At 61.1% G+C, this 24,666-nt stretch carries 20 protein-coding genes and 1 tRNA gene; 8 read left to right on the top strand and 13 right to left on the bottom strand.

Annotated elements, in window-relative coordinates; all coding sequences use genetic code 11:
* Positions 1–15: 15 nt before the first annotated feature.
* The 3 genes from dnaA to mutM form a co-directional block, all read right to left on the bottom strand.
* The gene (gene dnaA, locus ABF859_RS00800; RefSeq protein WP_415525217.1) at positions 16–1,455 is read right to left on the bottom strand and encodes a chromosomal replication initiator protein DnaA; all 1,440 of its coding nucleotides are present in this window, start codon (positions 1,453–1,455) and stop codon (positions 16–18) included.
* 313 nt (positions 1,456–1,768) lie between these two features.
* Positions 1,769–2,038, bottom strand: coding sequence for a 30S ribosomal protein S20 (gene rpsT, locus ABF859_RS00795; protein ID WP_415525215.1), 270 nt, complete (start codon positions 2,036–2,038; stop codon positions 1,769–1,771).
* A gap of 126 nt (positions 2,039–2,164) precedes the next feature.
* The gene (gene mutM, locus ABF859_RS00790; RefSeq protein ID WP_415525214.1) at positions 2,165–2,998 is read right to left on the bottom strand and encodes a bifunctional DNA-formamidopyrimidine glycosylase/DNA-(apurinic or apyrimidinic site) lyase; all 834 of its coding nucleotides are present in this window, start codon (positions 2,996–2,998) and stop codon (positions 2,165–2,167) included.
* A 30-nt stretch (positions 2,999–3,028) separates the two neighbouring features.
* Here mutM and ABF859_RS00785 point away from each other — a divergent pair, with 30 nt between their 5' ends.
* The 5 genes from ABF859_RS00785 to ABF859_RS00765 all read left to right on the top strand — a co-directional run bounded on the left by ABF859_RS00785 (position 3,029) and on the right by ABF859_RS00765 (position 8,570).
* Entirely contained in the window at positions 3,029–3,817 is a 789-nt protein-coding gene (locus ABF859_RS00785; RefSeq protein WP_415525212.1) for a class I SAM-dependent methyltransferase, read from the top strand.
* Between the two features lie 3 nt (positions 3,818–3,820).
* Complete coding sequence (gene coaBC / locus ABF859_RS00780) at positions 3,821–5,011, top strand: bifunctional phosphopantothenoylcysteine decarboxylase/phosphopantothenate--cysteine ligase CoaBC (protein WP_415525210.1); 1,191 nt, start codon at positions 3,821–3,823, stop codon at positions 5,009–5,011.
* Positions 5,012–5,040: 29 nt separating this feature from the next.
* A complete protein-coding gene (gene dut, locus ABF859_RS00775) occupies positions 5,041–5,496 on the top strand; it encodes a dUTP diphosphatase (RefSeq protein WP_415525208.1) in 456 nt (151 codons plus the stop codon).
* 91 nt (positions 5,497–5,587) lie between these two features.
* Positions 5,588–7,231 carry a transporter gene (locus tag ABF859_RS00770; protein ID WP_415525206.1) on the top strand — a complete coding sequence of 548 codons (1,644 nt, stop codon included), beginning with the start codon at positions 5,588–5,590 and terminating at the stop codon, positions 7,229–7,231.
* A gap of 25 nt (positions 7,232–7,256) precedes the next feature.
* Entirely contained in the window at positions 7,257–8,570 is a 1,314-nt protein-coding gene (locus ABF859_RS00765; protein WP_415525204.1) for an AAA-associated domain-containing protein, read from the top strand.
* Between the two features lie 9 nt (positions 8,571–8,579).
* Here the strand turns inward: ABF859_RS00765 and ABF859_RS00760 are convergent, their stop codons facing one another.
* From ABF859_RS00760 to ABF859_RS00750, 3 genes are all read right to left on the bottom strand, one after another.
* Complete coding sequence (locus tag ABF859_RS00760) at positions 8,580–9,962, bottom strand: DUF2252 domain-containing protein (RefSeq protein WP_415525202.1); 1,383 nt, start codon at positions 9,960–9,962, stop codon at positions 8,580–8,582.
* Positions 9,963–10,015: 53 nt separating this feature from the next.
* Positions 10,016–10,570: a peptide-methionine (S)-S-oxide reductase MsrA gene (gene msrA, locus ABF859_RS00755; RefSeq protein WP_415525200.1), complete on the bottom strand. Its 555-nt coding sequence runs from the start codon at positions 10,568–10,570 to the stop codon at positions 10,016–10,018.
* A gap of 72 nt (positions 10,571–10,642) precedes the next feature.
* Positions 10,643–12,589: a CocE/NonD family hydrolase gene (locus ABF859_RS00750; RefSeq protein ID WP_415525198.1), complete on the bottom strand. Its 1,947-nt coding sequence runs from the start codon at positions 12,587–12,589 to the stop codon at positions 10,643–10,645.
* Positions 12,590–12,741: 152 nt separating this feature from the next.
* On the opposite strand from ABF859_RS00750, the gene ilvD reads away from it, so the two are divergent.
* Positions 12,742–14,598, top strand: coding sequence for a dihydroxy-acid dehydratase (gene ilvD, locus ABF859_RS00745; protein ID WP_415525647.1), 1,857 nt, complete (start codon positions 12,742–12,744; stop codon positions 14,596–14,598).
* Here the strand turns inward: ilvD and ABF859_RS00740 are convergent.
* The 4 genes from ABF859_RS00740 to ABF859_RS00725 form a co-directional block, all read right to left on the bottom strand.
* Positions 14,576–15,445: an alpha/beta fold hydrolase gene (locus ABF859_RS00740; protein ID WP_415525196.1), complete on the bottom strand. Its 870-nt coding sequence runs from the start codon at positions 15,443–15,445 to the stop codon at positions 14,576–14,578. The genes ilvD and ABF859_RS00740 overlap by 23 nt on opposite strands.
* A 1-nt stretch (position 15,446) precedes the next feature.
* Positions 15,447–18,113: a valine--tRNA ligase gene (locus tag ABF859_RS00735; protein WP_415525194.1), complete on the bottom strand. Its 2,667-nt coding sequence runs from the start codon at positions 18,111–18,113 to the stop codon at positions 15,447–15,449.
* Between the two features lie 55 nt (positions 18,114–18,168).
* A complete protein-coding gene (locus ABF859_RS00730) occupies positions 18,169–18,558 on the bottom strand; it encodes a DUF2497 domain-containing protein (protein WP_415525192.1) in 390 nt (129 codons plus the stop codon).
* 168 nt (positions 18,559–18,726) lie between these two features.
* Positions 18,727–20,160, bottom strand: a complete 1,434-nt coding sequence (locus tag ABF859_RS00725; protein ID WP_415525645.1) for a TolC family outer membrane protein — start codon at positions 20,158–20,160, stop codon at positions 18,727–18,729.
* Positions 20,161–20,340: 180 nt separating this feature from the next.
* On the opposite strand from ABF859_RS00725, the gene ABF859_RS00720 reads away from it, so the two are divergent.
* Positions 20,341–20,414: transfer RNA gene (locus tag ABF859_RS00720), tRNA-Cys, on the top strand.
* 35 nt (positions 20,415–20,449) lie between these two features.
* Here the strand turns inward: ABF859_RS00720 and glk are convergent.
* Positions 20,450–21,418, bottom strand: coding sequence for a glucokinase (gene glk / locus ABF859_RS00715; protein WP_415525190.1), 969 nt, complete (start codon positions 21,416–21,418; stop codon positions 20,450–20,452).
* A 109-nt stretch (positions 21,419–21,527) separates the two neighbouring features.
* Positions 21,528–22,331 (bottom strand): SDR family NAD(P)-dependent oxidoreductase, encoded by an 804-nt coding sequence (locus ABF859_RS00710; RefSeq protein ID WP_415525188.1) that lies wholly within the window; start codon positions 22,329–22,331, stop codon positions 21,528–21,530.
* A gap of 139 nt (positions 22,332–22,470) precedes the next feature.
* Between ABF859_RS00710 and ABF859_RS00705 the strand changes: the two genes are divergently transcribed.
* Entirely contained in the window at positions 22,471–23,664 is a 1,194-nt protein-coding gene (locus ABF859_RS00705; protein WP_415525186.1) for a hypothetical protein, read from the top strand.
* A gap of 24 nt (positions 23,665–23,688) precedes the next feature.
* Here the strand turns inward: ABF859_RS00705 and thiL are convergent, their stop codons facing one another.
* A complete protein-coding gene (gene thiL / locus ABF859_RS00700) occupies positions 23,689–24,666 on the bottom strand; it encodes a thiamine-phosphate kinase (protein ID WP_415525184.1) in 978 nt (325 codons plus the stop codon).

Genomic DNA, 24,666 nt, shown 5'->3' with positions numbered 1-24,666 from the left:
GGAGGTCCTGCCCGGTCAGCCTTCCAGCATCCGGCGCAGCAGTTCCACGTCCTCGGCGAAGGATGTATCCTGATCCATTAGCTCGGTCACGCGGTTGACGGCGTGCATGACGGTCGTGTGATCGCGGTTACCGAACTTGCGGCCGATTTCCGGAAGCGAGCGGCTCGTGAGCTGCTTGGCCAGATACATGGCCACCTGCCGCGGGCGTGCGACGGCACGGGCACGACGGGCGGAGGACATGTCCGTCAGACGGATATTCCAGTGCTCGGAAACCTTGCGCTGGATTTCCTCGATCGTGACGCGGCGATCATGCGCTTTCAGCATGTCCTTGAGGACATCCTGCGTCGTATCGAGCGTAACGGGGCGTCCAACGAGATCAGCATGGGCGATCAGGCGGTTCAGCGCGCCTTCGAGTTCACGGACATTGGTCGTGATCTTGTGGGCGAGATATTCCAGAACCTTGGACGGCACATGCGTCCCCGATGCCTTGGCCTTGGCCTCCAGAATGGAGATGCGCAGCTCGAAGGTCGTGGCGTGGATGTCGGCGACCATACCGCAGCCCAGACGGGTGCGGAGGCGGTCTTCGAGGCCCGACAGGTCGGACGGGCTCTTGTCGGCGCTGACGATGATCTGACGGCCCGCATCGACCAGGGCATTGAACGTATGGAAGAACTCTTCCTGCGTATTGTCCTTGCCGATCAGGAACTGCAGATCGTCGATCATCAGCACGTCAACGGAACGGAGCTGCTCCTTGAACTCCATCGTGGACTGCGAGCGGATCGCCGCGATGAAGCGGTACATGAACTTTTCCGCAGACATATAGGCGACGGAAACCTTGCCTGTCCGTGTCAGCTCCGTTCCGATGGCGTGCATCAGATGGGTCTTGCCCAGACCAACGCCGCCATAGAGGAAAAGCGGGTTGAAGCCGGGGCTCGATGGCTTTTCCGCGACGCGACGGGCGCAGGCATAAGCGAATTCGTTCGGCTTGCCGACGATGAACGTGTCGAACGTGAAGCGCGGGTCAAGCGGAACAGCCAGATCGCTGCGATTCTCGGGGGCGGCAATCTGTGGTGCGATTTCGCCGGCTTCCCCGATCCCCTCCTCCGCTTCGTCTCCATCGCCCATGGAGACTTCCGGCAGTCCACGCTTGACCTGAAGTTCCACGCCCTTGATGTCTTCGCGCTCGGCACGCCAGAGTGTCTGCAGACGCTCCTCATACTGGCTGCGGACCCAGTCGCGCAGGAAGCGCGTGGGCAGATAGAGGGTCAGTTCATCCTCGTCGAGCGGCCCCAGAACGATCTGCCGGAGCCACGTCCGGTATTCGACCTCGCCGACCTCACTCTTCAGTTTCTCACGCACGCGGACCCAGGCGGTCTCCAACGGTGTCGTCGAACCGGGGGCGGAGGCGCTGGCGTCCAGATACTGAGCGTTTTCCACCATTGTACCCCCTTTCATATCCATCCCCGCACCTGCGGGCATCAGTTGTGGTTACCCTGCGCGCAGGGCGATTGTGTTCTCGACAGAAAATCTGCAGCAGAAAAGCTGGCGAATTTCCGGAGAAGCCAGAGCATCCGATACTTTTTTGTCGAACCCCCAGAATAGGCGCCCGGCCTGCCTGAGGCAAGCTGGAACACGAAGGGTTCACCGGGATCTCATGAGGGTGTTCCCCATAAGCCACCGGGGCTGGAAGTTCAGGAGAAAAGGCGCTCAAAAAAGAACGCGCTCCTGGAAGGGAGCGCGTTCTTCAGTTCCGACCCGAAGGTGAAGCTCAGGCGGTTGCCAGAGCCTTCACGCGAGCGGACAGACGGGACAGCTTGCGGCTGACCGTGTTCTTGGCAATCACGCCCTTGCCTGCTGCGCGCTGCATTTCCGGCTGTGCAACCTTGAAGGCCTCGGCTGCAGCGGACTTGTCACCGGCCTGGATGGCGAGTTCGATCTTCTTGATGAACGTGCGCATACGGGACACGCGGGCCATGTTGCGCTCACGGCGACGTTCATTCTGACGGATACGCTTGCGGGCAGAAGCTGTGTTTGCCATGGATCTTTCGGTTCAGTTTGCGTTTTGATCGCGTAAATGGTTGGCGCCCTCTACTCCGCCCGGGCGGGTCCCGTCAAGCGTTTTGCACATTTTACACAGGATGGGGGCATCTTCCTGCGGCCATGCCTATTTCTGACAGGTCGGGCAGAAGAACGTGGAACGGCCCGACTGGGTGATGCGCCGGATCGGGCTGTGGGTTCCATAGTTCGGGCACGGAGCCCCTTCGCGACCGTAAACGAGGTGCAGGTCCTGAAACCCGCCTTTTGTGCCATCAGCCTGCACATAATCCCGCAGGGAAGACCCTCCGGAGGCAATGGCCTGTTGCAGGATCTGCGGAATGGCCTCTGCGAGCGCTTCACACTCTTCGCCCGTCAGGGTACAGGCCGCGCGTTCGGGATGAATACCGCAGCGGAAAAGCGCCTCGCACACATAGATATTGCCAAGGCCCGCAATCAGTTTCTGATCCAGCAGCGCGGATTTGACCGGCGTACGCCTGCCCCGGAAGAGTTCCGCCAGTGCAGGGCCGGTCATGGCGTCGGAAAGCGGCTCCATCCCCAGATGCGCGAGAAGACGGTGCTTCTCTTCTTCGGAGGTGCGTACAAGATCGACCATGCCGAAGCGGCGGGGATCGACCAGCCCTGCCCGCGCACCGCTCTCCGTTTCAAGAACCAGATGCTCGTGAGCGGGCGGAGTCGCGTTCATCCCGGCTCTGCTGATCGTGAGTCGGCCCGACATGCCCAGGTGCAGCAGCATGCTCCACCCGCCTTCAAGACGCATGAGAATATACTTCGCGCGCCTGCGGAATGAGAGAACGTGCCGACCTTCCAGCTTCTCCCGAAGATCTGCGGGAAACGGCCATCGAAGGTCTGGACGGTTGACGGAAACATGGCTGATTCGATGCCCTTCGAAGGCATCACGAAATCCGCGCATGACGGTTTCGACTTCTGGAAGCTCTGGCATGGCTGGGCGCAAAGATATATCGATTGCCCCATGACCGATAGCGCAGAACACAACGCCTCGCCCTTCCAGTCCTCCGCCCAGACCGAGGACACCACCGATTTCGGCTACCGGAGTGTTCCGCGCGGCCAGAAGAAAACGATGGTTCGGGAGGTGTTCGAGAGCGTCGCCGGGAAATACGACATCATGAATGACGTGATGTCGCTGGGGATTCACCGCGTCTGGAAGCGCATCTTTGTCGGGATGCTCAATCCGCGTCCCAACATGAAGCTGCTCGACCTTGCCGGTGGTACGGGCGACATCACCTTCGGCTGGCTCCGTGCCGGCGGTGGCCCCGCCATCCTGTCCGACATCAACGCCGCCATGCTCTCTGTCGGGCGTGACCGCGCCATCAAGGCCGGGCTGATCGGCAAGATCGAGGTCTGCGTTGTGGACGCGGAAGCCATTCCCCTGCCCGACTGCTCCGTTGACCGCGTAACCATCGCCTTTGGCCTGCGCAACTGCACGGACAAGTCGGCCGTCCTGCGTGAAGCGCGTCGTGTGCTCAAGCCGGGTGGGCGCTTCTTCTGCCTGGAGTTCTCGCAGGTCGAGGTCGCAGCCCTCGCACCCATCTATGACATGTGGTCTTTCCAGGTCCTGCCGAAAATGGGCCAGATCATCGCCAAGGATGCCGAGAGCTACCAGTATCTCGCCGAAAGCATCCGCATGTTCCCGGATCAGGAAACGCTGGCGCAGATGATGCGCGATGCCGGGCTGGAGCAGGTCCAGTACCGCAACCTGTCGGGTGGCATTGCCGCCATCCATTCCGGCTGGCGTCTGTAAACCATGCGCCGCGTCCTGCTGATCGTTTCGGGCGGCATCGCGGCGTTCCGGGCGCTTGAGCTGGTGCGGCTGCTGCGGGCTGAGGGCATTGCCGTCACGCCCGTCATGACCGAGGCCGCCAAGGCCTTCGTCACCCCGCTCAGCCTTGAGACGCTGGCAGGCGAGCGCGTGCATGATGCGCTGTTCGAACCCACGCAGGAAAGCGAGATCGGCCATATCGCCCTCGCCCGGAGCGCGGATCTCGTAGTCGTCTGTCCAGCCACCGCCAACATCATGGCGCGTATGGCCCATGGTCTGGCGGACGATCTGGCGACCACGCTTCTGCTCGCGACCACATCTCCCATCCTGCTGGCTCCGGCCATGAATGTGCGGATGTGGGCACACCCCGCGACGCAGGCCAGTCTGAAAGCTCTCGAAGCACGCGGCGTCTCGGTCGTCGGGCCAGACGTGGGCAGCATGGCCTGCGGAGAAGTCGGCGCTGGCCGCCTGAGCGAGCCCTCCGTGATCCGCGACGCCATCCTGCGCATCCTGACGCCGGACCGCTCTCTGGCCGGACGCCGCGTTCTGGTGACGGCGGGCCCGACGGTGGAGCCGCTCGATCCCGTGCGCTTTCTGTCGAACCACTCCTCCGGCCGACAGGGCTATGCCATCGCGGCCGCTCTGGCAGCACGGGGAGCGGACGTCACGCTGGTCAGTGGGCCAGTTTCGATCCCTGCGCCGAAAGGTGTTCACCGTATTTCCGTCCAGACGGCCCGTGAAATGCTGGCAGCCTGTGAAGCCGCCCTGCCGGTCGATGCGGCCGTCTGTACGGCAGCGGTCAGCGACTGGCGTGCAAAGGACCTCGCGCCCGGCAAGATCAAAAAGACCGGTGAGGGTCCCCCCAGACTCGAACTCGTGGAAAATCCGGACATTCTGGCGACCCTCTGCCGCGCCCCCCAACGCCCGCGTCTCGTCGTGGGGTTTGCGGCTGAGACGGATGACGTTCTGCAAAACGCCCGGACCAAGCGTCTTCGCAAGGGATGCGACTGGCTGGTGGCCAATGATGTGCGTCAGGGTGTTTTCGGTGCCATGCGCAATACCGTTAGCCTGATCGACGACAATGGCGTTCAGAGCTGGCCGGAAATGGACAAGACGGATGTTGCGGAGCAACTCGTCCAGCGGATCGCAGCCTTCTTTACTGATCCGTCTTCATAGGCATCACGATCCGCGATAAGACAGGTGTCATGACGACAGACCTGATTGATGTGCGCATCACGCGCCTGCCTCATTCCGAGGGGCTTCCCCTCCCTGCCTATGCCACTGCCGGTGCCGCGGGATTCGATTTCCTTGCGGCTGTGGACGCCCCCATGACGATCGCTCCGGGTGAGCGCGTTCTGGTGCCCACCGGACTGTGCATCGCCCTGCCGCCGGCCTACGAGCTTCAGGTGCGCCCGCGTTCGGGTCTGGCCCTCAAGCACGGCATCACACTCCCCAATTCTCCCGGCACCATCGACGAGGATTATCGCGGCGAACTCCGCATCATCGTCATGAACGCGGGCACCGAACCCTTCACCGTCGAGCGTGGCACCCGGATCGCCCAGGGCGTGCTGGCCCCGGTCTCGCGCCTGCGCTGGACGGAAGTCGAGACGCTGGACGAGACGGCGCGTGGTCAGGGTGGCTTTGGCAGCACCGGGCACTGATCCCGCTCTCGGACATGCAGAAAACACTTGAGCCTTCCAGACGTCTCTTTCTAACCTCTGGTTTTCATCAGGAACGAGGACAGCAGTCATCATGACGGGCAGCCCGATGGCCATGCCCATGCGGATCATGCATCGCTGGCGCCAGCGCATGAGCGGCGTCGAGCTTTCGATCCTGTTCTGCGTAACTGCTTTTGCCCTCCTCGTCGTCCGTCGCGGTCCGGTCGCGCCTGTTCTGGCCGCCGTCCATCCGGGCATCGACGCTCCGCTGTGGGACGTGGCGGCGCAGACATTCCTGCATGTTGCACTGTCACTGGCGATTGTCGTGGCCGCCTCGCTCCTTCTGTCCGGCGCGGCCTGTCAGTGGCCGCGTTTCAGGGCTTTTCTGGTCCCCGCCCTGTCGGTTGCGCGTGCCGTGCCCGGCCTTGGACTGATCGGCATACTGGCCGTCATGTTTCCGGCCGCCCTGACGATCATGCTGGTTGCCGCGTCCAGCATGATCTGGCGCATCGTGACAGCCGTTCTGGACGCGGAAGATACGCTCCCCGCTGCCCTCGACGAGGTGGCGACCGGCCTGCGCATGACGGGGTGGCAGCGTTTCTGGCGCCTGCAGATCCCTGTCGCCGTCCCGCTGACGACGTTCCGGGCCATGCAGGCCATGCCGGCTTTCTGGGTCCGGCTGCTGTCCGCCGAAGGCCTGATGATGCTGATGAGCCATCAGAGAACGGGGGGATGTGGTGCGGAGGTCCTGCGGGCCACGCTGGAGCATCACCCGGCCCGGATCATCGAGGTCTCCCTCCTTATTCTCCTGCTGATCCTCCTGATCGATCAGGCTGTCATGCGGCCGATGACGGGCTGGGCGCAGCGCTATCGTCCCGAAGGCCCCTTCGACGAGCGTCCGCGCCCGCAGTCATGGCTTCTGACAGTCTGGCGGCGGACGAAACCCATGCTCTGGATCAGCGGGGCCGTGGGGCACGCGCTGACATGGATCGGGAACTGGCGGATCGGCCGTCCGCGTCTCATTCTTTCCGAACAGAATGTGGTAGCCCGACAGATTCCGGAGGCTGTCCTGCCTGTCGTGTCGCTGGGCCTGCTTGTCTATGCGATCTATCATGCCGGGCTTCTTCGACTTCTTCCTTCGGATCTTGCCGAAAGTGTCCTGACACTTTTCCATGTCTGCGGAACGCTGGTCCTGTGCGTGCTGGTCTGGGTTCCGCTGGGTCTTCTCCTCAGCGAAAGCCGATCCTCCCTCCGGAACCTGTGCCGGGCGACAGTGGCGGCCTGCGGGCTGTTTCCTGCCGTGCTGCTCTATCCGCTGTGTCGGGAACTCGGGCTGGATTCCGCCATCGTGCTGCTGTTCCTCGGCGCGCACTGGCTGGTCGGGATCGTCGTTCTGGACGCGGCCAAAGCCATTCCTTCGGGCCTGAGACAGGTTGCGGCAGGCCTTCGGCTTCGTGGCGTCCTGCTATGGCGCCGGCTTCTGCTGCCCGCCATCGCCCCCGAGCTTTGTGGCGGCCTTCTGACGGCCGTTGTGCCCGTCTGGAATGCCGTGATGGTGGCGGAAGCCTTTGTGCCAGCCGATAGTGGACTGGGTGCCCGCCTGCTCTCCGAGGCCCTGAGCGGCGCTGTGGGCGCGCAGATCCTTTCGCTGATGCTGCTGACGCTGCTTTCCATGCTGCTGGACCGTCTGGTTCTCCAGCCTCTCGCCGTGAACGCGGCCCAGAAATACACGATCTGAACCTCAGGCTGAAAACCACAGACCCATGAAATCCCTCCTGTCCCTTCGCGAATGTCGCCAGACCTATCTCAAGGAGAGCAGCACGGATCTGGTCGTGCTCGATCACGTCAGCTTCGATGTACGAACGGGAGAAATCCTCGGTCTTCTCGGGCGTTCCGGGTCCGGGAAATCCTCCCTGCTGCGGATCATGGCCGGACTGACCCCGCCAATGTCGGGACAGGTCTTCTGGCAGGGTGCCCCCGTGACCGGTCCTCTGGATGGCGTTGCGACGGTCTTCCAGTCCGGAGCACTCTTCCCCTGGCTGACCCTGCGCCAGAACGTGGCTCTGGGCCTGGAAATGCGCCGCCTGCCCCGCGCTGAACGCGAGGCCATGACCGATGCCGCCCTTGAGGTCATGGGCCTTGAGGGCTACGAAAACGCCTATCCGAAAGAACTGTCAGACGCCCTCAGCCAGCGTGTCTCCTTCGCCCGCGCTCTTGCGCTCCAGCCGTCCCTGCTTCTGCTGGATGAACCGTTCTCGGCTCTGGATGTCCTGAGTGCGGAGAACCTGCGGACGGATCTGATCGAACTGTGGGACGAAAAGCGCCTCCCGCTGAAGGCCATGCTGCTGGCCACGCACGGGATCGAGGAAGCGGTCCTGATGTGCGACCGCATCCTCATCTTCTCCTCCAGCCCCGGCCGCGTAACCCACGAGATCGCGGTGCCTTTCCCCCATCCACGCAACCGCGAGGACGAGGATTTCCGCCGCTTCGTGGACCAGATCTACACGCTCATGACACGCCGCGCGCCGATCGTGTCCGAGGCGGAACCGGTTCAGCCCTCGTCGGCTTCAGGCATGGCCCTTCCGCCATTTTCCATCGTCCTGCCTGATCTCGCCGTCGAGGTTCTGGTCGGGCTCATGGAGGTTCTGGGAAGCGAGCCGCTCTCGGGTCGGGCCGACCTGCCCGAACTGGCGCAGAGACTTCAGATGACGCTGGATGACCTTCTGCCGCTGGGTGAATCGCTTCAGCTTCTGGATCTGGCCGAACTGGAAGATGGCGACATTCTCCTCACACCCGATGGCAAGGCGTTCGTCGAGGGCGATGCCGACACCCGCAAGGACCTGATGCGGACGGCCCTGCTGCATCACCTGCCTCTGCTTCGCTCCATCCGCGGCACACTGGACGAGCGTTCGAGCCATGTCGTGGACGCCGCCCGCTTCCGCAAGGCCATGGAAGAAAGCATGTCGCCCGACTATGCGCGCCAGACCCTCACAACGGCCATTGGCTGGGCCCGATACGCCGAACTGTTCGACTATGACGAGGAATCCGACCGCTTCCATCTGGAAAACGAGGAATAAGACGCGCTGTCAGGCACAGCAGACCCGCTTGTCCGCGATGGCCTTTGTAAAGGCTTTCCAGTCCTTTTCGGTCTGATCTGCATAGAGGACGGCAAAATCGGCAATGGCGCGGCCAAAGGAATGCCCTTTCCCCAGATAGCCCGCCAGCAGAGGCAGATCAGCGGAACGGCCATGCGAACGCCCCAGCGTCCGGCCACATAACGCGGCATATTCCGGCAGCAGATCATCCTCGATTTTCTCGCCGATCATGGCAAGACGGGCATCCTTGGTCTGCCGGACGTAGAAGTCCCGGCCTCCGCCAGCCTTGCGGCCCGTCTGGGCGGAGGTGCGTTTGCCGGTGGTATGGGTCCAGCCCAGAAACGTATCCGAACTGGCCTGCATGATGCGCTGCCCGGTCACGACCCGCTCGCCATGATTGGGCATCTCCACCTTTCCCTGAAAGGGCTCCAGAACCGAGCTCTGGGCTTCCTTGATCTGGAGGATCAGGGGCTCGTTATCGGCTGTGGTGAACAGTCCGATCGCACAGAACGTCCCCACACTCCCGACGCCCACGACCTTGAACAGCACGTCCTGCAGTGCATAGCGCTCCAGAACGATCCTGCGTTCGGGCGGCAGATCGCTGACATAACGCGCAAAGGCTGCGCGGACGATGTCATTGTGCTGCGGCAGGCGCGTGACGAACGGCGGATGCTCCTTCAGCCGCCCTGCCGATTTCGGATCAATCATGCCGAAATGACCCGAAATGGCCCGCAGATTGGACTGGATTTTCTCCATCATGCCCGTGCGGGTTCTGTCATCCTCGATGCCATCAATGACCGCACGCAGATCAATCCGCTCGTTCCAGGCTTCAAGCGGTGGAAGTTCTGACAGTCTGGAAATCTCCGCGACGTAACGATGCACGGCCGAAGCTGCCAGGCGATGACACGCCTTTCTGCCCAGAGACGCCTCGCGTCCGGCCAGAACAAGACTGGTCGCCAGACGCTTGAGATCCCATTCAAAGGTCGCCGGGGCCGTCTCGTCGAAATCATTGATATCAAAGACCGGAAGACCTTCGGGCGACGGATAGCACCCGAAATTGGCCAGATGGCAGTCCCCGCAGGACTGGACGCGAAGGCCCGTCTGCGGCGTGAAAGACAGATCCGAAGCCATGACAGCCGCAGCCCCCCGCAGGAAAGCCAGAGGCGAGGCTTTCATGCGCTGATGACGGATGGGCAGCAGATCCGCGATCCGGCTCTGGCCCTGCTCCAGCAGGATGCCGACCGGATCGGGGCGTTCGGCTGGCGGCATCCACAGGGCATGGCTGCTGCGCCTGACGGTCCTGCGCAGCGCGACACCGGCGTCATAGCGGTCCTGACGTGTCCGGAGTGGCGGCAATGAAGGGGCTTTTGTCATAATTTGTCACGATAGCTGAAAAAAGCCCCGGAACAAAGCTTCCCCTTTTCGTCTCAGTCGGGCTGTTTAAGCCGGTCCCGATAGAGCTTGCGGGCCTTGGCGACCTTGGGGGCTACGACGGCCGCACAGTAGGCGGTCTGCGGATTGCGGGCGAAATAGTCGTGGTGCTTCTCTTCAGCCGGCCAGAAATGGACCGGTCCCTCGATCCGCGTGACGATCGGATCGGCCCAGATCCCTTCCGCTGCGATTTCATCGCGGACCTTCCGTGCCGTTTCCTGCTGTGTGGCATCGGCAAAAATGACAGAGCGGTATTGCGTGCCGACATCGTTGCCCTGACGGTTGAGCTGGGTCGGGTCATGGGTCGTGAAGAAAACCCGCAGGACGTCCTCCAGTCCGATTTCGGCCGGGTCGAACACGACTTTCACAACTTCGGCATGACCCGTCCGGCCAGTGCAGACCTCTTCATAGCTGGGATGATCGACGGAGCCGCCGGCATAGCCTGGCTCGGCCGAAATAATACCGCGCAGACCGGTAAAGACGGCTTCCACGCACCAGAAGCAGCCGCCGCCAAGGAGAATGGACGACAGATTGGGGGACTGGGTCGTCATGATGATGCTCCGTTAAAAGACAGCCTTCCCATATGGGAAGGCTGCCTCAGTTTGACGAGTTATGGGCTGCAATTACGGCGCCGGCGTCACCGTCGGCAGCCAGATGGCGCTGGCATGATCGCCACCGCGATGGATGGTCTGGGTCGCGACATGATAGTCCGAGGCCCTGGCGTCGAAGATGTTCGGTACGAAGGTCTGCGGGTTGCGGTCATAGAGCGGGAACCAGCTCGACTGGATCTGCACCATAATCCGGTGCCCCTTCTGGAACACATGGTTCATCGCCGGAAGCGTGAAGCGGTATTCCTGCACCTGCCCTGCCGGAATGGCGGACGGATGGGTAAAGTTCTGCCGGTAGCGGCCCCGGAAAATATCCATCGACATCGGCAGTTCGTACCCGCCCATCTGCGGATTATCGGGCGTCAGACCCGGCTGGACGTCAATGATCTTCACCACAAAATCCGCATCCGTTCCCGTGGTGCTGGCGAAAATATCGGCCGTCGGCACGCCCGACACCGTAACCGGAGCATCAAGCACGGGCGTCTCGTAGGTCAGGACATCCGGGCGGCTTTCGGCAAAGCGCTGGTCGGTGACAAGCCAGGCTTTCCAGCGCGGATCCTCGCCCATCGTGTAAGGACGTTCGACAAAGGGCACCGGATGGGCCGGATCGGAGACATAGCTGTCCGTGCCGGGCAGCGTGCGTTTGAAAGCCAGGCCATGACCCGGCTGGAGATACAGCCGCTCGCCCTTCTGCATGCAGGTCGTCCCGCAGTCGCTCAGCCAGTTACGGAAATGATCCCAGTGGTTCTCGCCCGTATTGTAGATGATGGCTTCATCCAGATGCGGATCGGGCGCGTTCATCAGATAGTGATCGAAGAACGGACGCATGACATTGGCGCGATACCACAGTGCCGTATCGCCATTGAAATGCAGCGGACCAAGCGTGGAGCCATCGTAGTTCACGCCGCTATGACGCCATGGCCCCATGACGAGGATGTTCGGAACCTGCGTGTGATGTGCCTTGAGGTTCATCCACGAATGGATCGCGCCCCACATGTCTTCCTGATCCCACAGCCCCTGCTCCCAGATGGTCGGAACCTTGAGTGGCTTCTTCACGATCAGCTGGTCGAGTGCCTGCTCCTGCCAGAAGGCATCATAGGCCGGATGAGCCTTCATGCGGCGCCACCAGGGGAACTGATCCAGCCCGGCTTTTGTTGCGAAATTGCCCGTGGAGACATCCGCGAGGAACGTCGTGTAGTCGTCCGCATCCGGGCGGGGAATGGATGGACCGGACCCCGCTTCCGTCATCTGGGCCGTGAAGTAGTCCAGACCCGGCTGACGGAACGCACCGTAATGGAACCAGTCATCGCCCATCCAGCCATCGACCATCGGGCTTTCCGGAGCCGCGACCTTCAGGGCCGGATGCGGATCAAGCAGTGCCATGACGACGGTCCAGCCCTCATAGGACGATCCCGTCATGCCGACACGACCGTTGCTTTCGGGCAGGTTCTTCACCAGCCAGTCGATCGTATCCCAGGCATCGGTCGTGTCGTCCGTTTTGGTCGGGTTCAGCGGCCCGATCGGCGGCCGCGTCATGACATAGTCGCCCTGTGAGCCATACTTGCCGCGCACGTCCTGAAAGACGCGGATATAACCTTCCTCCACGAACACGCCGTCACCCTGCGGCAGGATGGCACGCATGGTCGGGGCATCGGGAATACGATTGACGCGTTCGCTGGCGTGATAAGGCGTACGCGTCAGCAGGATCGGCGCGTTTTTCGCACCTTTGGGGATCACGATGACCGTGTGCAGCTTGATCCCGTCGCGCATGGGGATCATCACGTCACGCTTGATGTAGTCGCGCTGATCCGTTGGCATGCTGACATGGGCGGGAATGTCGCTGCCCGTCTGGATCATGTCAGGTGTGACCGAAGGGGTGGAGGCTGCGGGTTCGGCGGCCCGGGCTGCACACAGGCAGGTCACGGCCAGAGCGGTGCCGAGGCTCAGAAAATGACGTCTCACGAAAGGCTCCTGATCTTTGTTGCAAGTTTGGACCGGACGGAGTCTTTCGGGCAAGGGGAGCGGCGCCGGGTTTTCACATCTTTCCCGCACTGGCTTCTCCGCGCCTGATTCGCTATGGATCAGGGCCTTCTCCTGTCATGAAAGTATCTTCCATGCCCGCCTATCGTTCCCGCACCACCACACATGGCCGCAACATGGCTGGCGCACGTGCGCTCTGGCGGGCGACGGGCATGAAAGACGGCGATTTCGGCAAGCCCATCATCGCCATTGCCAATTCCTTCACGCAGTTCGTCCCCGGTCACGTCCATCTGAAGGACATGGGCAGTCTGGTGGCGTCCGCGATCGAGGAAGTGGGCGGGATCGCCAAGGAATTCAACACGATTGCGGTGGATGACGGCATCGCGATGGGCCATGGGGGAATGCTCTATTCCCTGCCCTCGCGTGAACTGATCGCGGATTCCGTGGAGTACATGGTCAACGCGCATTGCGCCGATGCCATCGTCTGCATCAGCAACTGCGACAAGATCACGCCGGGCATGCTGATGGCGTCGATGCGCCTGAACATCCCCGTTGTGTTCGTCTCGGGCGGCCCGATGGAAGCCGGCAAGATCAATGGCCCGGGTGTGACACGCAAGCTGGACCTCGTTGATTCGATGGTGGCAGCCGCCGATCCGGGAGTTTCGGACAGCGAGTCCGAACAGATCGAACGCTCCGCCTGCCCGACCTGCGGCTCCTGCTCGGGCATGTTCACCGCCAATTCCATGAACTGCCTGACCGAGGCCCTGGGCCTCTCCCTGCCTGGAAACGGCTCGCTGCTCGCCACACACAGCGACCGCCGTGAACTCTTCCTGAGCGCCGGCCGTCTGGTCGTGGAACTGGCACGCCGCTGGTACGAACAGGATGACGCATCCGTCCTGCCCCGCAGCATCGCAACACGCGCGGCCTTCGAGAACGCCATGACGCTCGACATCGCCATGGGTGGTTCCACCAACACGGTCCTGCATCTTCTGGCGGCCGCCCGTGAGGGCGAGATCGATTTCCATATGCACGACATCGACCGCCTGTCCCGCCGTGTGCCCAATCTGTGCAAGGTCGCACCCGCCAAGAACGACGTGCACATGGAAGACGTCCATCGCGCAGGTGGCATCCCCGCCATTCTGGGTGAGCTGAACCGCGCGGGCCTGATCCACACGGATGTTCCGACCGTTCATGCGCCCACACTCGGTGATGCACTGAAGAAATGGGACATCCTGAACGGCGACGAGGAAGCCGCCCATCTGTTCAAGGCCGCTCCCGGCAATGTCCGGACCGTCCATGCCTTCTCCCAGTCCAGCCGCTATCATGAACTGGATCAGGACCGCGAAGCCGGCGTCCTGCGTGACAAGGCCCATGCCTTCTCGCAGGATGGCGGTCTGGCCGTGCTGTACGGCAACCTCGCCGAAGACGGAGCCATCGTCAAAACGGCCGGCGTCGAAGCCAGCATCCTGACCTTCACGGGAACGGCGCGGGTGTTCGAAAGCCAGGACGACGCCGTGGCGGCCATTCTCGGCAACCGCATCGTGGCCGGAGACGTCGTGGTCATCCGCTATGAAGGCCCCAAGGGCGGCCCGGGCATGCAGGAAATGCTTTACCCGACGAGCTATCTGAAATCGAAGGGTCTTGGCAAAGTCTGCGCGCTGATCACGGATGGCCGTTTTTCAGGCGGAAGTTCGGGCCTGTCCATCGGTCACATGTCCCCTGAAGCCGCCGAAGGCGGCCTGATCGGTCTGGTCGAGGAAGGTGATCGCATCGAGATCGACATCCCGAACCGCAGCCTGCACCTCGCAGTGTCGGACGCAGACATCGCCGATCGGCGTGAGCGCATGAACGCGCGCGGTGAAAGCGCCTGGAAGCCGAACCGTGAGCGCGTCGTATCCCGAGCGCTTCAGGCCTATGCCGCGATGACCACGAGTGCGGCACACGGCGCCGTCCGTGATCTCTCGCAGATCATCGTGAAGACGCGGACCTGATTGCAGCCTCAACGGCGTCCTGCAATTCGGCGGACGCCAGCATTTTTGAGGCATTATGCCCGGTCGCCGGGACGAGCGTAATCGTCCAGCCGAAGGGAACATCGAGCTTGTCAGCCTGTTCCCGGGCCTGCGCATAGGCCCATTGGCCCCGTTCAAGACGATTGCGGCCCTGTTCCGCGGCTGCGGGACTATGGTAGGTGGCTGACGACGTTTCAGTATCGTCCGCCCCCAGAATGACCGCGATTTTGCTTGAAAGATAACGCCTGAGATCCGGAAGACTGGCCGGCTCGGGCCAGTTGCGGAACCCATAGGGGACAGCAGTGTCCGTTTCCGGCTCCACATACGTCGAGGGATTCATGATGACCGTCATGATCTCCTCCCCCGGAGCATAGGCCGCGACCCGTTCCAGATACTGCGCTCCGGCCGAGTGCCCCACCAGAATGATCGGCACGCGCGGCTCATCGGACACGATGCGGGCCCACTGCTCCAGCGGCCTCATATAGGCAGCGGCAGGCGTTGTCTGCTGCGAGGCGGGAAAACCGCCGCGCTGATACTGCTGGACGGGGAAACGCGACAGGGGAAAATCAGGTGCGAACACCAGAGCACATTCATGCCGGGCGAGCGGAATGGCATCGTCGCGGTAAGAGGCACTGTTCCGGTCCTTCCCGGCGAGCACAATCAGGATCGCACGGATCTGACAGGCCGCAGGTCGAAAGACCGAAACGTCCAGTTGTTCACCGACGATAGCAGCTTTTTCAAGGCTGCGACCTTCGGGTATCCCCCTGGCCTGAGCCACTCCCGTTACGAAAACAAGGATGGCTCCGCCAAGACGGACAATCTTTTTCAACTCAGGCAAGACGCCCCAGAGCGGCCCTGAGCCGGGCCAGATCGCTCTGGAACGTTGCCAGACGATCACGGTTTTCTTCCACGACTTCCGGCTTGGCGCGGGCAACGAAGTCCGCATTGTCCAGTTTGCGCGTCACCTTGAGGATCTCCCCTTCGATACGGGAGGCTTCCTTGGCAAGGCGCGCCCGCTCCACATCAAGGTCAATCAGTCCTTCAAGCGGAATGAAGACTGTCGCCTCGTCGAGGACGATCTGGGCCGCGTTGCGCGGGAGTTCATCTCCCACAACGCCGATTTCGGAAACACGGGCCATGCGGCCAATCGCTTCCGCCCAGGTCTTTGCACGCTCCAGATTTTCCGCAGTGGCATCGCGCAGCAGAAGGGGCGCTTTCTGCGATGGTGGAATGTTCATTTCCGAACGCACCGTCCGCACATCCCCGATCAGCCGGATGACCCAGTCCAGTTCCGCCCGGGCTTCATCGGCCTGGGAAACGGTCATGATCTCCGGCCAGCGGATCTCCTCGAATGTACCCGGGTAACCGAGTTCCTTCCACAACGTCGCCGTCACGAACGGAATGACCGGCTGCATCAGGCGCAGGATCAGTCCCAGAACATGCGCGCTGACAGCCCGCAGTTCGATGGTTTCTTCATTGTCTGCCGCAAAAACGGGTTTGGAGAACTCCACGAACCAGTCACAGAACCGGCTCCAGACAAAACGGTAGCAGCAGTTGGCATATTCATCGAAACGATAGACCGAAAGTGCTCGTCCCGCTTCCGCGATGGCATCGTTTGCTTCCGTCAGGATCCACCGTCCAAGCGCGCTTTTGACGCTGCCCGGATCGAAGCCCTCTGTCGGCGTGGCGCCGTTCATTTCCAGAAAACGTGCCGCGTTCCAGAGTTTGGTCACAAACGCCCGGTGTTCCTCGACGCGCTTGCGCCCAAGCTTGATATCCCGCCCCGGCCCCGTGCCCGCACAGATCGCCAGCCGCGTCGCGTCGGCACCGAATTCTGCAACAAGATCCAGCGGATCAAGACCATTGCCCTTGGACTTGGACATCTTCTGCCCTTTTTCGTCCCGGACCAGTCCATGAATCAGGACAGTTCGGAACGGAACATCGTCCATGAAATGCAGCCCCATCATCATCATCCGGGCGACCCAGAAGAAAATGATGTCGAAGCCCGTCACCAGCACGCTGGTCGGGTAGTAGCGGGCGAGCTCTTCCGTCTTGTCGGGCCATCCCAGCGTGGTGAAAGGCCACAGAGCTGAGCTGAACCATGTGTCCAGAACGTCTTCATCCTGCGAGAGGCTCACGCCTTCACCCGCCTGCGCCTGAGCATCCTGTTCATTTTCGGCGACATAGACCTTGCCGTCCGCCCCGTACCAGGCCGGGATCCGGTGTCCCCACCAGAGCTGCCGACTGATGCACCAGGGCTGGATGTCGCGCATCCAGGCATGAAACGTGTTTTCCCACTGGCGTGGCTCGAAAGCGATCTTTCCGCTTTCGACCGCTTCCACAGCAGGGCGCGAGAGGGTCTTGGCGTCGCAGTACCACTGAAGGGTCAGGCGCGGCTCGACAATGGCACCACCGCGTTCCGCGTGGGGAACCTGAAGCTTGTGCGGCTCGATCTTCTCGAGCCATTCCAGACGCTCAAGCTCAGCAACAACCTGGTTGCGGCCCTCTTCGCGGCTCAGTCCGTTGATGGATTCGACGAATGCGACCGAGGCCAGCCCTTCCACATCGCGCAGTTCGGGGCGGATCTCGTCAATCCAGAGACACGCTGTTTCATCAAGAACAGTCGGAGCAGGAAGATCGTGACGCTTGCCAACTTCAAAGTCGTTGAAATCATGGGCAGGCGTGATCTTGACCGCACCTGTTCCCTTTTCCGGATCGGAATGCAGATCGGCGACAACGGGAATGCGACGTCCCGTGAGCGGCAGGATCACGGTTTTGCCGATCATGTCGGCATAGCGCTCATCCTCGGGATGAACGGCCACGGCGACATCGCCCAGCATGGTTTCAGGGCGTGTTGTGGCCACCGTGATAGTCCGGCCGTCTTCCAGCGGATAGCGGATGTACCACATGGACCCCTTGGTCTCGTGGTTTTCCACTTCCAGATCCGAAATGGCCGAACGGAACTTGGGATCCCAGTTCACCAGACGCCGGTCGCGGTAAATCAGGCCTTCGTTGTAAAGAGTGACGAAAACCTTGCGGACGGCGCGGGACAATCCTTCGTCCATTGTGAAGCGTTCACGCTCCCAGTCCGCTGAAGCGCCGAGCTTGCGGAGTTGCTGGACGATGGTGCCGCCATATTCCTTCTTCCAGTCCCAGACACGTTCGAGAAAACCTTCGCGTCCGAGAGCGGTCCTGCTGGTGCCTTCCTTGTCGAGAGCACGTTCCACAACCATCTGCGTTGCGATGCCGGCATGGTCCGTCCCGGGCTGCCAGAGGACGTTGAACCCCTCCTGACGTTTCCAGCGGATCAGCATGTCCTGAAGGACGAAATTCAGGGAATGACCGAGATGCAGAGTTCCCGTGACGTTCGGCGGAGGAAACATGATCGAGAAAGGCTCACCCGGCTTTTCCGGATGAGCCCGGAAAGCGCCGCTTTTCTCCCACGCGTTGTAAAGGGCATTTTCATGGTCGGCGGGGACGAAGCTTTTTTCGAGCATGGTTATCCAGGACAGTCAGTACAGCGGGTGGAAGAATGTGCTTCCACCGCCCTTCTTACTCTCGTGGACGCAGACGGGCAATTTCCGCACGGACAAGAATTTCAACCAGTGACGGCAGATGGGCATCCAACCAGGTGCGAACCATGCTCCGGACTTCGCCCCGAACCATGTCTTCAATCGTAAGGCCGCTGCTGCGGCTGATGACCGTATCCGATGCAAGTGGCGTTGTTCCGGTGAACGCTGCATGCAGTTCATCCAGGGAGCGCTCCGCCGCTGCCACTGTCTGGGCATTCATGAGATCATCCCTGGTCTGCTCACTTCCCGCGGAAGAGGTCACAGAAGACGGCGCTGCCGAAGGGGGCGTTGTTTCGGCGACTGCAGACGGCGCAGGAGGTGCGACCATCATGGAATTATCCAGTGTCAGTTCTTCTTCCTGGGGTGACACGCTTGATGTCTCCTCGGTTGCTGGAGGCTGTGCAGGGGAAGGATCGTCATGAAGAATGCGCCTGATTGAACTCAGGACATCTGTTACGGCTTCATCATTATGGTGTTCGTGCTGGGCCGGATCAGAAGAAGTCATGGATTTTGAATATTCCGTATTTACTGAAAAAATTTATCGACCGGGCTGGTTGATGGCATAGTCGCTCAAGCCCCAGAGCTTGTTCTTTACCGCATTGTAATAGGCTTTTTCGTCATAAAGCGGGACGCCCAGCTTGAGATCGACAGCCGTCAGACGCCCGATCGCGGCCGCAACCGCATAGGAAGTGGTCACGAGATTTGAAAGATGCTGAACGAGCGTCCGCTGGGATTGCAACAGGGTCTGCTGCTGCTGAAGGACTGCGAGCGTTGTGCTTGTTCCAACAAGGGCCTGCCGCTCCACACCGTCCAAGGCGATCACGTTAGCCGAAATGGCCATACGGTCACTGGAAATGGACTGTTTGAAGGAGACCATCTGCTGCCAGCTTGATGCAGCTTTCTGAAGAGCTGTTCTGCGCTGGACATCGACTTCGCGGTGCGCGGCCTGTGCATCCTGCCGCGCACCGCGGATCGACGCATATTCCGATCCACCCTGATATAGGGGAACAGAAAATTCGATTTCGCCGAATTTGTTGTCCTGAAGTGAGTCGCCGTACGCCTGGTTGACCTGATGCTGGTAATTCAGGCTTGCAGAAACCTTGGGCATAATCTGTGAAATCTGGACGGAAATATTGTCCTTGCGCTGGGCTTCAAGAAAGAGCGCATTGACGACCTGAGGATTATTCTGAACAGCGATGGACACGGCTTCCTGCTCAGTATGCACAGGAAGATTGAGAGGTTGAGGCGCTTCAAGGTTGGAGGGTGCGGCAATCCCGATGACCTGAAGATAGGTCGCCTGGGCACTCTGCAGTGTTCCTTCGGCCTGCTGGCGTTCAGCCGTGGCGCTGGCGAGAGCCGCCTGTGCCTGCGCGACATCAGTCCGGGTAATTTCACCGACGTGGAAACGTTCCTGTGTCGCCTCAACCTGCTGCTGCAGGACGTGTTCGTTGTTGATGGCGATCTGCAGCAACTGCTCGTCTTCAATGATTCCGACATACGCGTTGACAACATTGGTGAAGACCTCCTGCTCCGTCTGGATCAGGTGAGCACGTTCAGCCATGACCTGATTGGTTGCGGCATGTACGCTGGCGACAGTCTTGCCGCCCTGATAGAGCGGCTGGGTGATGGCGACGCTACCCATGTATCCAGGCGTCTGATAGCGGCGGGAACTGCCGAGATAGCCGCCTTTTGAAGCGTAATTGGTGCTGCCATCGTAGTAAGTCAGGTTCAGGCTGGTCTGGACGGTGGGACGCCAGCCGGCGAGAGCGGTGGGAACCTGTTCGTCGGTTGCCCGCAGATGAGCCCGTTCTTCACGAAGCGTCGGGTTGGTCTGATACGCTGTGGCGAGAGCTTCCTGAAGCGTATGTGGGACGAAATTCGGTGAACCGCTGCCGTCATATTTCTGTGCAAGAGCAGTTCCGCTCAGGAGAAGCGACAGCAGACCGAGCCCCAGTGGGGCTGTCAGTTTCATCGCGCCATTGCATCCTGAAGTCATGGGTTTTCCTGCTCTTTAAGTATGCACCATATCACAGCATTATGTGAATCAGTCCTTAATAGCCTGTTGGGAGGAAGAAGAAAAATCCTTCCGAAGATCAATTATCGGTCTTGACCCATCGCGCCGCAGAGAGGATATAGCCCCTGTCTCCATCGAGGTCCGGTGGCAGAATGGTGATGTAGCGGACTGCAAATCCGCGTATGTGGGTTCGATTCCCGCCCGGACCTCCAGAGATTTCTCCGAAAATCCAGGCCTGTTTCCGTTTTTACGGATGAGCTTCCGCGTATGCCGCGGCAGCTCCGAAGAGTCCGGGCTGTGGGTGGGTGATGATCTTGACCGGCATTTCGGTCATCATCGCCTCGAAACGGCCTTTCGCCACGAAGCGTTCAGCGAATCCGGACTGGCCGAGGCTGTCCGCAAGACGCAGTCCCAGACCTCCGCCAATCACAACGCCCCGGGCACCATGCGCCAGAGCCAGGTCGCCGGAAATGGCGCCCAGACTGAGGCAGAAGCGTTCCAGTGCGGCAGCGGCGACGGTGTCGGAGCCGTCGAGGGCGTTTTTCCACAATGTGCGATTGTCACGCAGGGTGATGGGCCAGCCCTGCATTTCAGCAATGACTTCATACAGGTTGGTCAGACCCGGACCCGATACGATCCGTTCTGCCGAAACACGCCGAAAACGCAGGCGCAGGGCGCTGAGGATCTTGTCTTCGAGTTCGTCCAGAGGTGGGTAGTCCAGATGGCCGCCTTCGGTTTCCATGACGAAATACCGGTCGCTGCGACGGAGCAGGCAGGCCGCTCCCAGCCCGGTACCGGGGCCGACGATGGTGATGGCCCCCTCGGTCGGAAGGTCGATGTCCGGGCCGCAGAGATGCTTCATATGAGACGAATCGACCTGCGCCACCGCGTGAGCAACAGCGCCGAAATCGTTGACGAGTACGAAATTGTCGAGATGCAGGCGCGCAGCAAGCTGACTGGGCTGGATGATCCAGGGATTGTTGGTCAGCTTGAGGATTTCACCACTCACCGGACAGGCCACCGCAATCCCGGCTTCGCGCGGAAGGGTGCGGTTCAGGGATCGACCGAATGTTTCCCACGCCAGAGCGAGACTGCCATGTTCCGCACATTTCAGCGTCGTGGCCTCACCCAGCGTGACGACCTTGCCATCCTCGATGGTCGCGATTGCAAACCTTGCGTGCGTTCCACCGATATCGACGGCTACGATTTCCCTCATGGCACCTCAAATCCTCTGCAATGCTGGCTGGTGGCCCGCGCTTTTTCCCATGCGCAGGAGTTGCCTACCGGTTCCGTCGCGTCAAGTTCCTGATGCCTCTGTGGTGGCTTCAGCGTGCGGGACGCTGCCGCACCTCTGCTGTTCTGAGCAGTCGGTGAACGATGGCGCGTGGCACGATCATTTCAAGAAACCGGGCAATGGCGAAAGGCCACGGAAAGAGAAGATGCGCCCTTCCCTGCCCGATGGCGCGCGCGATCATGCGTGCTGCGCGCTGGGATGAGACGAGGAATGGCCTCGCTCCTTCAAGACGCTGGCTCATGGGGGTGTCGACATAGCCCGGAGAAATGAGGGTCACGGAAACATGGTGTGGGGTCATGGCGGCGTGAAGTGCCGTGCTGAACCGGGCCAGACCGGCTTTTGAGCCACTATAGGCCGTGGCGACCGGCAGGTCGTGAAATGCGGCCACTGAGCCTACAAGTGCGATCCGCCCCCCTTTGCGGGCCGCCATGCGCGATGCCATTTCGGTCGCAAGGGTGACAGGGGTCGTGAAGTTGACGAGGGAAATGTTGTGGACCTGTTCGGCTGTTTCGGTGAGCGCGCCTTCGGGACGGATGTCTCCCAGTCCCGCTCCCAGGATCAGGATGTCGATCTGATGTGCATCATCCGTTCTGCGAAGCGCTGCCAGGGCGTCGTCGGTCTGACACAGATCGAGGGACAGGATCTCTGCCGAGGCTCCTCTGCGGACAACCTGCGCGGCAACATCGTGAAGACGGGCGGCATTACGTCCCCATAACGTCAGATGCGTCCCCGGGCGTGCATACTGGAGGGCCAGTGCGGCGCCTATGCCGCTGGATCCTCCGGTAATAAGGACGTGAAATGAAGCGCGGGAACGGGAAACGGAAGCATCTGGCATGGAAAACCGCTTTATTCGTGGTCGGATCGGGGCTGGAAGGGTATAGCCCTCCCATGCAACAAGATGCGACCCCGTGCCGTACTGGCACATCACCCCGCCGGACGGGATGTTTTTTTCGATCAGAGGTACACCTGCCATTATGACACTGCCCGACAGGACTGACATCCCTGCGCCGCATGATGATCTTGTGGTCCGGCCAGTGACCACGCGGGCTGACCTCAAGCTGTTCATGACGCTGCCGCGTCGGATCTATGCCGGAATGGCGGGCTTTGTCCCGGCTTTCGACATGGAACAGGATGAGCTGCTCAATCCGAAGAAAGCACCGATTTTCCGCCATGCGAGCATCCGGTATTTTCTGGCCTGGCGTGGCAAAACGGCTGTAGGGCGTATCGCCGCGATCGTGGACCATCGTGCCATCGAGCACTGGGGTATGAAGATCGGCTGTTTCGGTGCGCTGGATGCCGTTCCTGAAGGAAGCGTTGTCAGCGCCCTTCTGGAGACCGCGCGGCACTGGCTGAGCCTGCAGGGCATGCAGACGATGCGCGGGCCTGTCACGTTGAGCGGCAATGGCGAATCCGGCCTGATGATCGAGGGGCAGGATCAGCCGCTGATGGTTGCCATGCCCTGGCATCCACGTCTGCTTGGCAGGCTGGTTGAAGAGGCGGGTTATACACCGGTCGAGGATCTTCTCAGCTACAAGCTCGATCTGGATGATCAGACGGAGTCGCGTTTCAAGGTTCCCGGCGATCTCAAGATTGGTGAGGGACGGCTTGGTGCCATTGCGATCCGCCGTCTCTCCAAGAAGCAGATTGCCCAGCAGGGAGAGATCCTGCGTCAGCTCTATAATGATGCCTGGAGCGACAAGTTCAATTTCGTACCGCTGCAGGACTATGAAATGAAGGCCATGATCAAGCAGCTTGGTCCGGTCCTTCGCCCTGAACACTACGTCCAGATCGACCAGAATGGCGAACCCGTCGCCATGGCACTGGTTGTGCCCAATCTTTATGATATCGCAGGCGATCTCGGCGGCGCTCCTTCGCCTCTGGGCTGGGTTAAACTGGCAGCCCGCCTGACCACGCACCGCTTCCATTCGGCCCGCGTGATCCTTCTTGGTGTGACACAGAGGCTTCGCGGGACGGTTCTGGGTGCGTTGCTGCCCTCGCTTGCGATTGCGGAACTGATGCGCCGGCGGAAGTCCCTGCCCTATTCCTGGGTGGAACTGGGCTGGATCCAGGCCTCCGATTCCAACATGCGTAATCTCGCCGAAAGCATCGTGCCCGAGCCGTACAAGCGCTACCGGCTCTACGAACGTCCCATCGACGATCCGGCGTGAATCCCGGCCCTCACGGGGTAGCTGTCAGAAATGCTGCCAGCCGCCCTGTTGCGGGATAGTTTCGCGTCCGTCTGCATTCAGAAGCCTGACACCCGTCCCGGTTCGAACCGTTCCAACGCGATGAACGGGGATATCCGCAGTCTGACACGCAGCCTGAAGGGCTTCGGAACGCTCTGGCGGACATGTGAGCAGCAGTTCGTAGTCATCGCCACCACAAAGCCGCTGCATGAGCCAGTCGTGCCCTAACGATGCCGCAGCATACGACGCCGGGACGGCGTCCGCTTCAATGACAAGCTGAACGCCAGATTCTTCGGCGATATGGCCGCAATCCTGAATCAGGCCGTCTGAAATATCCATCGCCGCACTGACGATACCATGAAGCTGAAGACCCGTTCTGGGTTGGGGGAGATGATATCGTCGCGCCAGAAAGCCTGATGGGTCTTTCAGCTTGCCTTGCAGGACAAGCAGCCCTAGCGCCGCATCTCCAATGGTGCCCGTGACCCAGATCCCGTCTCCGGGGCGGGCGTTGTTTCGGCGGAGAGCCGTATTCTGCCGGAGTAATCCGAATACCGTGGCGGAGAGGACCAGCGGTCCGGAAATGGATGTGGTATCGCCGCCGATCAGATGGATACCGTAGCGCTGCTGGTCTTTGGCGAGCCCGCGTGAGAATGCGACAAACCAGTTTTCATCGTGTCGGCCACCGCGCGGCACCGTGACGTTCAGCGTGTAAGCATGGGGTCGTGCCCCCATGGCGGCCAGATCCGACAGATTGCAGCGCAGCAGCTTGCGCCCGAGCGTTTCCGGTGGGTCATCGGGCAGGAAATGGATGTTCTCGACCATGGTATCGGTCGAGATGGCGAATTCCTCGCCTTCGGGGCAGCGCATCAAGGCGCAGTCATCCCGCAGGTCGAGGCTTTCCGCTCCGGCCAGGGGCCGGAAATGACGGGCGATGAAGCCGAATTCGCCTGATCCGGCTTTTTTGTCGTCTGACGCGCCCGTCAC

This window comes from Gluconobacter sp. (genome assembly GCF_047722525.1).
GTDB lineage: Bacteria > Pseudomonadota > Alphaproteobacteria > Acetobacterales > Acetobacteraceae > Gluconobacter.
Note: the sequence above shows the minus strand (reverse complement) of the source record. Positions and strands in the feature narration are given on the sequence as shown.

Excerpts from the sequence above, each read along its gene's own strand:
- dnaA (WP_415525217.1), bottom strand. The coding sequence starts at position 1,455 with ATGAAAGGGGGTACAATGGTGGAAAACGCTCAGTATCTGGACGCCAGC.
- rpsT (WP_415525215.1), bottom strand. The coding sequence starts at position 2,038 with ATGGCAAACACAGCTTCTGCCCGCAAGCGTATCCGTCAGAATGAACGT.
- mutM (WP_415525214.1), bottom strand. The coding sequence starts at position 2,998 with ATGCCAGAGCTTCCAGAAGTCGAAACCGTCATGCGCGGATTTCGTGAT.
- ABF859_RS00785 (WP_415525212.1), top strand. The coding sequence starts at position 3,029 with ATGACCGATAGCGCAGAACACAACGCCTCGCCCTTCCAGTCCTCCGCC.
- coaBC (WP_415525210.1), top strand. The coding sequence starts at position 3,821 with ATGCGCCGCGTCCTGCTGATCGTTTCGGGCGGCATCGCGGCGTTCCGG.
- dut (WP_415525208.1), top strand. The coding sequence starts at position 5,041 with ATGACGACAGACCTGATTGATGTGCGCATCACGCGCCTGCCTCATTCC.
- ABF859_RS00770 (WP_415525206.1), top strand. The coding sequence starts at position 5,588 with ATGACGGGCAGCCCGATGGCCATGCCCATGCGGATCATGCATCGCTGG.
- ABF859_RS00765 (WP_415525204.1), top strand. The coding sequence starts at position 7,257 with ATGAAATCCCTCCTGTCCCTTCGCGAATGTCGCCAGACCTATCTCAAG.
- ABF859_RS00760 (WP_415525202.1), bottom strand. The coding sequence starts at position 9,962 with ATGACAAAAGCCCCTTCATTGCCGCCACTCCGGACACGTCAGGACCGC.
- msrA (WP_415525200.1), bottom strand. The coding sequence starts at position 10,570 with ATGACGACCCAGTCCCCCAATCTGTCGTCCATTCTCCTTGGCGGCGGC.
- ilvD (WP_415525647.1), top strand. The coding sequence starts at position 12,742 with ATGCCCGCCTATCGTTCCCGCACCACCACACATGGCCGCAACATGGCT.
- ABF859_RS00735 (WP_415525194.1), bottom strand. The coding sequence starts at position 18,113 with ATGCTCGAAAAAAGCTTCGTCCCCGCCGACCATGAAAATGCCCTTTAC.
- ABF859_RS00725 (WP_415525645.1), bottom strand. The coding sequence starts at position 20,160 with ATGAAACTGACAGCCCCACTGGGGCTCGGTCTGCTGTCGCTTCTCCTG.
- glk (WP_415525190.1), bottom strand. The coding sequence starts at position 21,418 with ATGAGGGAAATCGTAGCCGTCGATATCGGTGGAACGCACGCAAGGTTT.
- ABF859_RS00710 (WP_415525188.1), bottom strand. The coding sequence starts at position 22,331 with ATGCCAGATGCTTCCGTTTCCCGTTCCCGCGCTTCATTTCACGTCCTT.
- ABF859_RS00705 (WP_415525186.1), top strand. The coding sequence starts at position 22,471 with ATGACACTGCCCGACAGGACTGACATCCCTGCGCCGCATGATGATCTT.